Consider the following 13,535-nt stretch of genomic DNA (forward strand, 5'->3'; position numbering starts at 1 on the left):
ATTTCTTTCTGAGGGACCTAATCAACCCGGCCATCAAAACCGAGCAAGCGGACAAACTGCATAAAGCGCCGCTCCATTTTATCGCTTTTCAGTGCCGCCAATTCATCAGGAATTTCCAGAACCGCAACATCATCATCCAACCGCACGGTCATCAAAGGCAAAATACCCGGCAATTCCCCAGCCGCAACATGCGAAAGACGTAGTGCAGCACCGGTCAGCCGTGCAAGTGAGCGGAAATGCGTATTGGCCAACTCGCGGACACGCAACCCCATACGATTACCTGATAATCCTTCATGGCGGAAATAGTTGGCCATCGCCAGATAGGCACGCCCGGAATGATCAATCCCGATGAAAGTGCCATGAGCGATGATGTTCAAGCTTTGCGTACCACGATAGTCAGGATGTGCTCTCCAACCAATATCAGCAAGCAAACAGGCGGCACGACGTAGGCGTTTCTCATAAGCGCTTTCATCAACTTTGAGTTTGGAGAATATGTCATCCAACCAGTTAGCCAGTTCAAAGGCATAATCCGTTGAACGAGACCGCAGAATGCACAATTCCTCGCAAGCCGCGATTAATGGATCCTGTTTCTGCTCGTCCTCCGACAACAGACCGTAAAGATGCCCTTCACGTACGCCAAGGGCAGACATGACAATCCTTTTCGGCTTACCCCGCTTGATCACCTCTGACAGAACAGCAGCACCAAAGGGAAGCAAGGCACGGCGTGCTTTCGAAATAGAGCCAATCCAGTCAAGATCCTCAATGTCACCACGCATGGTCTGCTCACAAAATTCAAGCATCTCTTCGGGGTCGATTTCGTAATGATGCATCACTTCAAGCGGATACCCCACGAAGGACATATGCAGTCGCGCCAGCGCACGCCATGTACCGCCAACAGCGTAGAAATTCTGCCCTTCCAAGGCGTTCAACTCTGCAGACTTCTCCAGCTCGGTACGCGCTATCTTACGCGCTTGCTTGATGGAGCCCTTGGCCATATCGCTTAAACGCAGACCTCCAAGCGGATAGGTCGCACCCTTACCGAGCTCATTTCCCATCACACGGATCAGCTCAAGGCTACCTCCGCCCAGATCACCAGCTACACCTTGCGGATCCATCATCGCAGAAACGATACCAAGAGCCGAATGACGTGCCTCTTCTTCACCAGAAAGCACTTCTGCTTCCTGACCGCAAATCTCCTTCACACTTTCAAGGAAATCCGGCCCATTTGAAGCTTCGCGAGCGGCAGCTGTCGCAAGTATGAAAAAACGCTTCACCCCCGCTCGTTCCATCAGAAAGCGAAAACGTTTCAAGGCCTTGAGTGCACAAGTAACGGCTTTTTCATCGAGCTGGCCAGTTACAGCCACCCCCTTGCCAAGCCCACAAAGCACCTTCTCGTTATACATGGGCACTGGCGCACGGCTCAGCCTCTCATACATAACCAGGCGAACGGAATTGGAGCCAATGTCAATAACTGCCACAGGATTTGATCCCTTGATCAAACCTTGATTGGCATATTTGGTCAGCGATTTATCGCTGGACCCTGTCGGTAAAGGCGCGGGGTGCGTCATGTTCTAGCGAGTCACCTCGACCCGAAAGACTCGGGTTCGTCATGAAGAAATTATGGGCATTGAACGGTTCTTCACCGTCTGCGGCATGAATACGCCGTGATGAGCCATCTGGCAAGATCTCCCAACTCTGTTGGTTATCCATCAGATTGGCAACCATGATCTGATCCAGAACTTGCGCATGAACCGTTGGGTTCTTGATGGGGGTGAAAGTCTCACAACGACGATCCAGATTGCGTGGCATGAGATCAGCCGATCCCATATAAATCACGGCATCCGGGTTCGGTAATTCCTTGCCATTACCAAAACAGATGATGCGAGAATGCTCAAGGAAACGCCCAACGATGGATTTGACCCGAATATTACTGGAAAGGCCTGGCAATTGTGGACGCAAGCAGCAGATACCACGAACAATCAGATCAATCTTCACCCCTGCCTGGCTTGCCCGATAAAAAGCATCAATGAGAGTTGGATCGACAATAGAGTTCATCTTGCACCAGATTCGCCCTGGACGACCGTGCTGAACATGCTCGATTTCCTTTTCGATATAATCGAGCAAAGTTGCGCGCATTGTATAGGGTGAAACCAGAAGATGTGTCAGATCCTCCGGTTCTGCATAACCTGTGATGAAGTTGAACACCCGCGCCACATCCATGGCGGTCTGTTCATCAGCCGTAAAGAAACTGAGGTCGGTATATATCTTCGCGGTGATCGGATGATAATTGCCAGTACCGATATGACAATAGGTCACCATACGACCCTCTTCACGGCGAACAACCATCGACAATTTCGCATGAGTTTTCAGCTCGATGAAACCAAAGACCACCTGTACACCAGCACGCTCCAGATCCCGCGCCCAGCCTATATTGGCTTCTTCATCAAAACGAGCTTTCAACTCCACAAGAGCAGTAACGGACTTCCCGGCTTCTGCAGCTTCAATCAAAGCCTTGATGATTGGTGAGTTTTTGGAAGTGCGATACAGCGTTTGCTTGATCGCCATCACTTTTGGATCACGTGCTGCCTGAGTAAGGTACTGCGCCACCACATCAAAGCTTTCATAAGGATGATGGATGATGAGATCCTTCTCCTTGATGGCGGCAAAACAATCTCCGTTATGCTCACGAATCCGCTCTGGAAAACGAGCGATATAACGTTTGAACTTCAGATCCTCTCGGTTGATATCCACCAATTCTGACAGCTCATTCAGTGCCATCAAGCCATCCGTCAAAAACATTTCATCTGAATGGATATGAACCGCCTCAGCCACAAAATCACGCAATGTCGGCGCCATTGAGCCATCCAGCTCCAGCCGGATCACAGACCCACGACGGCGGCGTTTCAAGGCACTTTCAAAGTGCCGCACCAGATCTTCCGCTTCCTCCTCAATCTCGATATCGGAATCTCGGATGATGCGGAATGCGCCGATATCCTGCACCTCATAGGCCGGAAAAATACGATTGATGAACAAGGCAACGACCTTTTCCAGAACCACAAAGCGCTGGCTTCCCTCATCTCCTTCTCTCACAGGCAAACGGATGAAACGATCCAGACTGTTCGGCATACGCACAATAGCAGTCAGATCATCCCGGCCATTGGTGCCACGCAATGTCAATGCCAGCGAGAAGCCAAAATTGGGAATGAATGGGAATGGATGCGCCGGGTCCACAGCCAACGGGGTCAAAACCGGAAAAATGGACGCTAGAAAGACGCTTTCCAATTCCTTCAAATCGTCTTCATCAAGTTTTTCAGGCTCAATCAGAAAGATCCCCTCATCTTCCAATTCCTTGCGCAAGGCAACCCAACGAGTCTGCTGTCGCTCTGTCAGATCGGCCACGGCAGCATTGATCTTGACCAATTGTTGACTTGCAGTCAGGCCATCAGCGCTGACGGATGATACCCCTGCACGTTCCTGCCCTTTAAGGCCTGCCACACGGACCATGAAAAACTCATCCAGATTATTGGCAGAGATAGACAGAAACCGAAGACGTTCGAGCAAAGGATGAGAGGGGTTTTCAGTCTCTTCAAGCACGCGACTGTTAAATCCGAGCCATGAGAGCTCCCGGTTTACAAAACGCCCAGGACTGCGCATCAGGGCTTCGACTTCTTCATTTGTCGGAACCAGATCTTCCAACTGATCTTGAACATCCGCAACGGGTGCGGAAGGAGCAGCTTTGCCGCCATTGGCAGGCGTCAGGATAATTTCGGACATAACAGATCGGACCTATGGCATTGAGTATGCAGTTTCATCACCTTATTGCCGCGAACACACCACGACAACTGGCAGGCCTTTATCTGACATCAGTTCAAAGACTCACCAACCTAAAAAGGATAATGCCCTATCATAGCAATGTGATGACGTGGGTCAAAAGGCTTTGGATAATTGCCATAGGCAATTGGGCGTAAATCAGGCCGTAACTTTGAAAGAGAAGGCTAGCGTCCCTCTCCCTCCATGCGGCGAAGAATGTCCGCTGCAAACGGCCGTGTAATGGAGCGAGACTGGGCCATGGCTTCCCGATCAAGTGCCTCAACCAGTGTCAATGCTGCTGCAAGAGAACGCTCCATCCGCAAGACAATATAATCAATGACAGGCGGGTCCACCATCAACTGCCGATCTGCAAACAACTTGACCAGAACCACCCGCAAAAGAGTTTCATCAGGCTCATTCAATTCAACTGGTGTTGTGAGGCGAAGACGTGACGCAAGATCCGGCAAAGCGACACCCCAGCTCTCAGGCCAGGTACGCGCTGTGATCAGAACATATGCACCGGCTTCCTTCGCAGCATTGAGCAAATGAAACAGAGCTGTATCATCACGCTCAGCTCCATCGGCATCTTCGACAACAACAGCTCCGCCAGAAATAAGCGTGGTTGGATCACTATTATTGAGTTCATCCAGTGTGATGATACGCGCATTGCTCGCTTCTTGCCAAATACGAGCAAGATGAGATTTACCCGCCCCAACCGGACCTGCCAAAAGCACCCAGTAAGATGGCCAGTTGGGCCATTGATCAATCAGAGCAAGCGCATTGGCATTTGCCGGACCAGACAAAAAGTCATCTCTTCCCAAAGCCTCGTCATGAGGCAAATCAAGAGGCATTTGCTGGCCTTTACTCATACTCACTCATCTCTTTCAATCTTGGAAACAATCGTCACAGCGTGCTCTGACTGAGAATCACTGTGTTAGTTCTCTTGTGCCTCATCTTGGGCAGAGGACGCAATCAACAGTCCACTACGCCCTTGATAGATTGGGGATTGAAGATATTGCTCCAGCACATAACGTACAATCACGCCAATGGCAGCAGCAGCCGGAACAGCAATCAACATGCCGACAAAGCCATAAAGCGAACCAAACGCCAATAAAGCAAACATCAACCAGACAGGATGCAGTCCCACTCTCTCTCCAACCAGACGCGGCTGCAAAATATTGCCTTCCACAAACTGACCAACAGCAAAAATCCCCAAAGCAATGCCGATAGGCAACATATCGGGCCAGAATTGTACCACGGCCACACCACCGGAAACCACCAACCCCAGCGTTGCCCCTACATAAGGTATGAAGCTGATAACCCCTGCCCCCAGCCCGATCAAAAGTCCAAAATTCAATCCTAGCAATGACAGGCTGACCGCATAGAAAATACCAAGGATAAGACCGACCATGATCTGCCCACGGACAAATCCCGAAACGCTGTTATCAATTTCGGCCGCAAGTCGGCGAACGGTCATCTGGGAATCTCGTGGCAACCAACCGTCGATTTTGGCAATCATACGATCCCAATCATACAGCAGATAGAAGGCAACGACTGGTGTAATGACCATCAGTGCAACAATATCCAGCAAAGCCTGTCCGCCATTCCAGATCGACTGAATAAGCGCACCAATCCAGCTTGCCCCTTGCGAGACAAGATCCTTGATATTGGCCTGAACGGCAGCTGCATCCAATTCATTCAGGAAACGCGGTAGAATACTTGCACCTTGCCTGGAAACAAAGTCCTGCAACTTGGCAATATAGCCCGGCAAATTCTCGGCAAAACCAGACATCTGATGTGCAAGTACCGGCACTATAATCACAATTGCCAGCATGAAAATCAAAAGAAACAGAATCAGAATTGTCACCGTTGAAAGCATTCTACTCATGCCCAGTCGCTCAAAAGCATCAGCTATGGGATCCAGCAGATAGGCAAGGGCCATACCGGCAACAAACGGCAACAAGATTCCGCGCAACAAAAAAAGACACAGGCACAAAGCCAGTAGAGCGATAAACCAGAAAGTAAACTGCTTTTGCAAGGTCACCAGACCTACTCCTCTTGATACCCGAACGTTCGGTAGAATCTTGAAACAAGTTCCAGTTGGATCAACCAATCAATTCAACGTCGAATCTGACTGTCCCATATGAGTAAGCCATGATAGCAAATAGGCCCCTGCAGACAAAAGCGTCAAGGTAGCCACGATATAACCGAGTATCATGCGCTCGGTCGAGAGTTCTGCCACGCCAGCCAAATCTGCCAATATGATGCCGGCGAAAATGATCTGAAAAGTCGTATTGGCCTTGGAAATAACCAGCGGCTTCATCTCCACCGGCTGTCCCATCACCCAGGACAGAATCACAGCTCCTATGATCAGAAAATCACGACTGACCACCGCAATCACGATCCAGGCCGGTATTTCCAGCATGAAGCCCATGGTCACATAGATTGACACCAGCAAGGCTTTGTCCGCCAATGGATCCAAATGCGCGCCCAATTCAGACTGCATATTGAATTTCCGGGCGATGATGCCATCAACAGCATCAGAAAGACCGGCAGCCAAAAAAATCCAGAAAGCGCTCATGAAACGCCCATCGACCAGAAGCCAGACAATCAGGGGAACCAGAAACAAACGCGCTATGGTAATGATATTAGGTATTGTCAAACGACACGAAGCCTCTAGAGATTCATCAAATTTGATTTTGCGGCAATATCGGCACCAAATTTGATCTGTATAGAACCATAGCCAACCCATGTAACCATATACCATTCAATGGTCACAATTTGTTGGCGATTCCACCTTATTTGGTCACAAATGGAGGAATTTCCAAGTGCTTTTTGCTTCAATCATCCCCCTTTTGCGGCTTTTTCCAAAGAGGGCTTGCATTTGCGACTAATTTCGTGTGTCTCAGGCTCAACGGCGGGAGGCAATATAAGCCGACCCCTGCCCCGTGATATTTTGCACCAAGAGGTCAGCAATGTCTGAGAAGAATGCATCAAACAAGCCCAACACACTGACCTATGCCCAGGCTGGCGTAGACATAGATGCGGGCAATGCACTGGTTCAAGCCATCAAGCCTATCGTCAAGTCCACAACCCGCCCGGGTTCTGACACCGATATTGGCGGCTTTGGCGGCCTGTTTGATCTCAAGAGCGCTGGTTTCAAAGACCCTATTCTCGTCGCGGCCAATGATGGTGTTGGCACCAAACTTAAAATCGCCATTGAGACCGACAAGCATGACACTGTCGGCATCGATCTGGTTGCCATGTGCGTCAACGATCTTGTGGTACAAGGAGCAGAGCCACTCTTCTTCCTCGACTATTTCGCAACCGGCAAACTGGATGTAGAAGCCGCAACAGATGTGATCAAAGGTATTGCCGACGGCTGCAAACAAGCCAATTGCGCACTGATCGGTGGCGAGACTGCGGAAATGCCGGGCATGTATGCCGATCAGGATTATGATCTGGCCGGTTTCTCTGTTGGCGCGGCTGAACGCGGCACCCTGCTACCCCGTGAAATCAAGGAAGGTGATGTCTTGATCGGCCTTGCATCTTCCGGTGTCCATTCCAATGGCTTCTCGCTAGTGCGCCGCATTCTGGAAGCCAACGGTCTTGGCTTTAAAGATGCTGCTCCATTCGAAGATGGCAAATCCATCGGTGAAGCGTTGCTGGAACCGACCCGCATCTATGTTCAGCAAATTCTGAAAGTGATGCGCGAGACTGGTGCCATCAAAGCCCTCGCCCATATCACAGGTGGCGGTTTCCCGGAGAATATCCCGCGCGTGCTGCCTGACGATCTGGCAGCTCATCTGGATCTGGCACAAATCACTCCTCCCGCTGTCTTTGGCTGGCTACAAAAGCTCGGCGGTGTCGAAACCAAGGAAATGCTCCGCACCTTCAATTGCGGCATTGGCATGATTGTCGTGGTTGAAGCTGACAAAGCCGGTGATGCCATCAAGGCTTTTGAAGCAAGTGGTGAAAATGCCGTGCGTTTGGGCGAGTTGAAATCTCGCGATGGCGACGCTGTGATCTATGACACCATGATCGAGTTCGGAGCCTGATCTGATGGCAAGCCCAAAGAAGCGCGTGGCAATTCTGATTTCAGGGCGCGGCAGCAACATGACTGCCATTCTGGATGCTGCAAAGGCCAGTAACTACCCGGCTGATATTGCGCTGGTGCTGGCCAATAAGCCTGATGCAAAGGGCCTGGAAACTGCTGCAGACCATGGCATCGCCACCGAAGTGGTTGATCATCGCAACTACAAGGGCGATCGTTCGGCTTTTGATGCGCAAATCCAGAAGAAACTGGAAGAGCACAAGATCGAGCTGGTGGTTCTGGCTGGCTTCATGCGTATCTTGACGGCGGAGTTTGTCGGCAAATGGACCGACAAGATGATCAACATCCACCCATCGCTCCTGCCAAGCTTCAAGGGACTGAATACGCATCAACGTGCCATTGATACCGGCTGCCGTCTGGCTGGATGTAGCGTGCATTTCGTGCGGGCGGATATGGATAGCGGCCCAATCATCTGCCAAGCTGCCGTGCCAGTGTTAAATGATGACACAGCCGATAGTCTGGCAGGCCGTATCCTGAAGGCCGAGCACAAAATCTATCCGCGCGCCGTGGCCTTGGTGGCAGGCGACAAAGTGCTTGTCGATGGAATGCGCGTCCGTATCAAGGATGATGGCAACAACCTGTGCGCCACCGAAGAGCAGCAGATGATCTTTTAAAACGGGTCTCTTTTGATTGGTTTCACAATCAAAAGTAAAAGCTTCTCTCCAGCAAAGAGTTAGACCATGTCACCTTGCATGGTCTACGCGCGCTCCCAAACACTGACATCAAAAAAGGCAGCTCATTAAGCTGCCTTTTCGTTACTTCAGGAATATATTGAAGCTCATTATTTACGACATTTGGCATGTGCGCCCAATACAGCTTTCTTATCATTATAGCTCAGGCTGCCAGATTTCAGATGCTTACCCAAAGTCTCTTTATCAAGGCCTGCAACATAAGCCTTGGACGCACAACGGCACTCCTTCAGAATGCCATCTTTTTCTTTACGCTTCGCCCATTGGTCATACAGGCAATAATCCAACACACGCGCCTGAAACAGACCCTTGGTCAGATCTTCTGCATTGGCGGAAGACACACCAACACCAGCAAAAGCAAATCCGGCCACAATAGCCACAATCATTGTTTTGAACAAATTCATATATAACCTCATCCCCGCCATACGGGATGCCCCTTAATTTTTGTTGGCTCCTGACTACCTGCCCATTCATCTCGCCTATTGGGCACATAGTTAAGTCTTGGAAGTCAATCTAATGATTCCATCCAGAATGGCAAAGCAGAAAGCATCTTATTTTTGCTTTTTGATCCACACCTTGTTGTCATGAAAGGCAACGCCACCGAAAGGCGCCACCTGATCAGCTGAGGTGAGGCTATTGATCCCTCTCCCCTCCTTGTGATCCTTGTTTCGCCAAATCCCTTCTGCAATCACTACACCACGACAAAGACCATCAAAAGCTTCAACCGGCAAGTAGGTCTCTCCGCGTTCATTCCCAATCCTCACCTCTTCTCCTTCTTCCAAGGAAAGCTCAGCCATATCTTGCGAATGTATTTTTAGGCTTGGAGCACCTTCTTTTTTGCGAGAGCTCAATACATCGGAAAAGGTTGAGTTCAGAAAGGATCGCGCAGGAGATGTCGCCAATCGGAATGGATGGGCCCCATCCGCCTTTTCAATCACATCCCAATGATCAGGCAAGGAAGGCAAATCATCGAAAGGCCCCATCTTGCCGTTATGAGAGAATCGAACCTCTTTCCATTTCGGCCTGAAGCGAAATTTGCCATCTGGCCATGCAAAGCCATCTTCATAATGAGCAGTTTTGAAATCAGATTGGACGTCAACCCACCCTTTTTCTTCCAGCTCATTCAAAGATGTTTGGCCTCCATCCTTTAATATTGCGGTAATATGGTCTTTCTCATCCATCGCAAAGCCAGAATGCTCTGCCCCTAGCCGTTTAGCCAGTTCACAAATCACCCAATGGTTCGGGCGACATTCGCCGGGGGCCTCAACAAGCTTTGGTCCAAACGACCAATATTGATGGCCACCACCCTTATAGACATCATCATGCTCGGTAAACATGGTTGCAGGAAGAACGATATCAGCCATCTCTGCGGTCTCGGTCATGAATTGTTCATGCACGCAGACAAAAAGATCCTCTCGCTCAAAGCCGGCTCTTACCAGGTCCTGCTCCGGTGCCACCGACAATGGGTTTGTATTTTGGATCAGCATCGCCTTGACAGGTGCCCCGCCCTGTAACGCTTCTGTATCACCGCTCAGCACACGCCCGATCTGGGACTGGTCCAGCTTGCGAATGGATGGATGTCTCTTGTCCGTAGCTTCCAGGAGCGAGGTATTGGTTTTGTAAAGACCGCTGTTGCTGTGAAATGCTCCCCCCCCTTCATATTTCCAACTTCCCAATACAGCTGCAATGCAGCTCGCGGCATGCATGTTTACCGCCCCATTGCGTTGGCGACTAAAACCATAGCCAAGACGAAAGTAACTCCGAGGGCGTTCAGCCAAGAGAGAAGCAAAGGCTTCGATCTCTTCTACACTCAACCCGGTAATTTCAGCGGCCCATTCAGGCGTACGACTGGCAAGATGCATTTCCAGCTCATTCGGACAATCCGTATTAGCTGCTAGATAGTCCCGATCCGCCTTTCGATCCCTAAACAAACAATGCATCACAGCACATGCCAAGGCACCATCGGTTCCAGGCTTCAACACCAACCCAAGATCGGCTTGCTCCATGGAAGCCGTCTTATAAATATCGATCACAACGATCTTGGCATCACGGTTTTTACGGGCTTTGACCGCATGTGTCATGACATTGACTTGCGTATGAACAGGATTAGTACCCCATATCACCACACAATCACTCAGCGCCATCTCCCGTGGATCCGGTCCAGCCAGACGTCCGGTTCCAGCGAGATAGCCCGGCCATGCAGTATTGACGCATATGGTAGAATATTGCCCACTATAGCGTTTGACATGACGCAGCCGCTCTATCCCATCCCGTTGAACCAATCCCATGGTCCCGGCAAAGAAATAGGGCCAGATACTCTCCGAACCATAATACTCTTCTGCTGACAGGAATTTTGAAGCCACTTCATCCAATGCCTCATCCCAACTGATTTCTTGCCACTGCCCCCCACCCTTTGGGCCAACACGGCGCAAGGGTTTGGTCAGGCGTTCTTCGCTATGGGCTCGCTCTGCATAACGGGCAACCTTGGCGCAAACCACCCCGGCAGTATACGCTTGGTCACGGGCCCCCTTCACCTTACCAATACGATCCGGCGCAACCACTTCCACCTCCAAAGCACATGTCGAAGGGCAATCATGTGGGCAAGCCGATTTGGCAAAATAAGGATAGGTTGTCATGGCAAGGTCCTGTAATTGATTGCTCTCTTGTAACAAAGAGCATGCATCGACACTAGCCAGAAGCTTGGAATACCCCTCTTTGAAAACAAACCACTAGAGAAAATCAGCAGGTCAGTCTATAAGAACGAGATAGGCAAAGTTCAGCACAACCTGTTTTCAGATGTACGGGCTTTGCACTTCCCACCAAGAACTCCGGTTCAACTCTTCGATCGTTCCAAGGACATTGCTCCATGTCACTCGACACCTGGCTAATCTTTGTCGCCCTGTCCATTCTGCCTGCTTTCAGTCCAGGCCCCGGTCTGTTGCTGACCATGTCCAACTCCTTGCGCTTTGGCAGCCGCATCACACTGTGGTCAGCGTTGGGCAATACCATCGGCATCGCGATATTGGGTATGGCGGTAACCTTTGGCCTTGGTGCAATCATGCTGGCATCCGGCCTTGCCTTCACCATCCTCAAGATTGTCGGCGGCCTTTATCTGATCTGGCTCGGCATCAAGACCTGGCGGGATCGCTCTAATCTGGTTGAGAGCAACGATGACGATCAGATCCCAAATTCCAGCAAGCTGTTTCTGACTGGCGTGGGCATTGCGCTTACCAATCCCAAAGCAATGGCGGTTCTGGTGGCTATCATTCCGCCTTTTCTGACCGGCCCGTCTCAGCTTCTGGTCGAAGGCTCAATTCTCTCCTGCACCTATGCAGCAACCTGCCTTGTCAGCCATATTGCTGTGGCATTGCTCAGCGGTCGCTTTCGGCTTTTCATCACCAGTCCGCGTCGGGTCAAGATCTTGCGCCGCTCCATTGGTGCCACCTTCATGGGCTTTGGCATCGCCATGGCAGCAGCCACCCGCTAGACAAGAAAATCACCCAACAAAAAAGCCCCACTCAAATGAGCGGGGCTTTTTCAATGATCAGATGATCAATGGCAATTAGCCAACAATCTCTTCGTCAGCGAAGAAGAATTTGATTTCTTCAGCAGCAGTCTCAGGAGCGTCTGAGCCGTGAACAGAGTTTTCGCCGATGGACAGAGCGAACTCTTTACGGATGGTACCTTCAGCAGCTTCTGCTGGGTTGGTAGCACCCATGACTTCACGGTTCTTGGCGATCGCATTTTCACCTTCCAGAACCTGAACAACGACAGGCTCGGACATCATGAACTCAACCAGCTCACCAAAGAAAGGACGCTCGCTATGAACAGCGTAGAAGCCTTCAGCCTGTTCTTTGCTCATACGGATGCGCTTGGAAGCAACGATGCGCAGGCCAGCGTCTTCGAATTTGGCAACAATTTTACCGGTCAGGTTACGCTTGGTTGCATCTGGCTTGATGATGGAGAAAGTACGTTCGATAGCCATAAAAACTATTCCCGATTTTAGCTTGTAAAGAAAAAGCCGTTTGTCAGAGGAATACGACAAAGGGCCAAAAGATTTGGCCGCTATATAACCGCCCCTTGGCCCAGTAGCAAGCCCTATTGCATGACAAGCTCATGACAGGGCTGCATTCCTCCCCAACAGCTACGCCTGCAACCAGCCTCAACCCTTCGCTTTGCGTCCCAATCCATCAAACAGATCCAAACAGCGTTCGAACCATTGTGCCACTGGATCATCACCTTCCAATAGCGTCAGGTCAGAGACCATCCGCGCCCACTGAAAAGAGCCAAATACACAATAATCTGCATAGATGGGTGCATCACCACCCAGGAAATCATGCTTCTTGAGTGCCAATCTCAAAGGCAGCAAGCTGGCACGGAATGCCTGCAAAGTCTCATCAGACTGATTTTGCACCTCTTCCAAAGCCTTGCCAAAGCGCTTTTCACGGCTCTCACGGAAATAGCTCTGATCAGCCTGATCAAGAATGGAGTGAATATCAGCCAGAACCAGTTTCACGATGCCCGCATCAACCGTCGCTCCAGTCCACCAATGCATGAAACGTGAAAGCTGCAATCCACCCTCACCATCAAAGAGGCTCGGCTTATCAGGATAGGTGCGCTCCAGATAAACAGCAATATCATAGGATTCGCGAACAATCTGCTCGCCATCTTCGATCACCGGCACCGTCCGCTGGCCACCACCGGCAATAGACGGGATATCCGTGAACATTGTGGGCACGGTCTCGTAATTCAGCCCTTTATGTTCCAGAGCCATCCGTGTCCGCCAACAGGCCGGTGAAAAACGCAAATCCTTGGACGCCCCACACAAATCATAAAGCTGAATGGTCATCTCGATCCCTCCCCGATCAGCAAATCAATTGCGCCAAGACTGAAAAATCTCGCTCCCCCTGTCAACTAAACCA

At 50.5% G+C, this 13,535-nt stretch carries 12 protein-coding genes; 3 read left to right on the forward strand and 9 right to left on the reverse strand.

The genetic code is table 11. The annotated features are described in order from the left end of the window. Positions 1–17: 17 nt before the first annotated feature. The 5 genes from CRO57_RS07070 to CRO57_RS07090 form a co-directional block, all read right to left on the reverse strand. On the reverse strand, positions 18–1,568 hold the full coding sequence (locus tag CRO57_RS07070) for a Ppx/GppA family phosphatase (protein ID WP_097152589.1): 1,551 nt from the start codon (positions 1,566–1,568) through the stop codon (positions 18–20). Then, positions 1,528–3,774, reverse strand: coding sequence for an RNA degradosome polyphosphate kinase (locus tag CRO57_RS07075; RefSeq protein ID WP_097152590.1), 2,247 nt, complete (start codon positions 3,772–3,774; stop codon positions 1,528–1,530). Before CRO57_RS07075 ends, CRO57_RS07070 begins: the two co-directional genes overlap by 41 nt. 221 nt (positions 3,775–3,995) lie before the next feature. Then, positions 3,996–4,679 carry an HdaA/DnaA family protein gene (locus tag CRO57_RS07080; protein ID WP_097152591.1) on the reverse strand — a complete coding sequence of 228 codons (684 nt, stop codon included), beginning with the start codon at positions 4,677–4,679 and terminating at the stop codon, positions 3,996–3,998. Between the two features lie 65 nt (positions 4,680–4,744). Then, complete coding sequence (locus CRO57_RS07085; RefSeq protein ID WP_097152592.1) at positions 4,745–5,854, reverse strand: AI-2E family transporter; 1,110 nt, start codon at positions 5,852–5,854, stop codon at positions 4,745–4,747. A gap of 69 nt (positions 5,855–5,923) precedes the next feature. Beyond that, positions 5,924–6,472, reverse strand: a complete 549-nt coding sequence (locus CRO57_RS07090; protein WP_097153267.1) for a CDP-alcohol phosphatidyltransferase family protein — start codon at positions 6,470–6,472, stop codon at positions 5,924–5,926. Positions 6,473–6,785: 313 nt separating this feature from the next. Here CRO57_RS07090 and purM point away from each other — a divergent pair, with 313 nt between their 5' ends. Both purM and purN read left to right on the forward strand, forming a co-directional pair. After that, positions 6,786–7,868, forward strand: coding sequence for a phosphoribosylformylglycinamidine cyclo-ligase (gene purM / locus CRO57_RS07095; RefSeq protein ID WP_097152593.1), 1,083 nt, complete (start codon positions 6,786–6,788; stop codon positions 7,866–7,868). 4 nt (positions 7,869–7,872) lie between these two features. Then, the gene (gene purN, locus CRO57_RS07100; protein WP_097152594.1) at positions 7,873–8,538 is read left to right on the forward strand and encodes a phosphoribosylglycinamide formyltransferase; all 666 of its coding nucleotides are present in this window, start codon (positions 7,873–7,875) and stop codon (positions 8,536–8,538) included. 167 nt (positions 8,539–8,705) lie between these two features. On the opposite strand, the gene CRO57_RS07105 is transcribed toward purN, so the two are convergent. Next, on the reverse strand, positions 8,706–9,017 hold the full coding sequence (locus CRO57_RS07105; protein WP_097152595.1) for a hypothetical protein: 312 nt from the start codon (positions 9,015–9,017) through the stop codon (positions 8,706–8,708). Between the two features lie 147 nt (positions 9,018–9,164). After that, on the reverse strand, positions 9,165–11,249 hold the full coding sequence (locus tag CRO57_RS07110; RefSeq protein ID WP_097152596.1) for a molybdopterin-dependent oxidoreductase: 2,085 nt from the start codon (positions 11,247–11,249) through the stop codon (positions 9,165–9,167). A gap of 230 nt (positions 11,250–11,479) precedes the next feature. Here CRO57_RS07110 and CRO57_RS07115 point away from each other — a divergent pair, with 230 nt between their 5' ends. After that, positions 11,480–12,100, forward strand: coding sequence for a LysE family translocator (locus tag CRO57_RS07115; RefSeq protein ID WP_097152597.1), 621 nt, complete (start codon positions 11,480–11,482; stop codon positions 12,098–12,100). 75 nt (positions 12,101–12,175) lie between these two features. Here the strand turns inward: CRO57_RS07115 and ndk are convergent, their stop codons facing one another. Together ndk and CRO57_RS07125 are read right to left on the reverse strand one after the other, a co-directional pair. Further along, positions 12,176–12,598: a nucleoside-diphosphate kinase gene (gene ndk / locus CRO57_RS07120; RefSeq protein WP_097152598.1), complete on the reverse strand. Its 423-nt coding sequence runs from the start codon at positions 12,596–12,598 to the stop codon at positions 12,176–12,178. 177 nt (positions 12,599–12,775) lie between these two features. Further along, positions 12,776–13,462 carry a glutathione S-transferase family protein gene (locus tag CRO57_RS07125; RefSeq protein ID WP_097152599.1) on the reverse strand — a complete coding sequence of 229 codons (687 nt, stop codon included), beginning with the start codon at positions 13,460–13,462 and terminating at the stop codon, positions 12,776–12,778. Positions 13,463–13,535 lie beyond the last annotated feature (73 nt).

The sequence above is a fragment of the Cohaesibacter gelatinilyticus genome (genome assembly GCF_900215605.1).
In the GTDB taxonomy this organism is placed as follows: domain Bacteria; phylum Pseudomonadota; class Alphaproteobacteria; order Rhizobiales; family Cohaesibacteraceae; genus Cohaesibacter; species Cohaesibacter gelatinilyticus.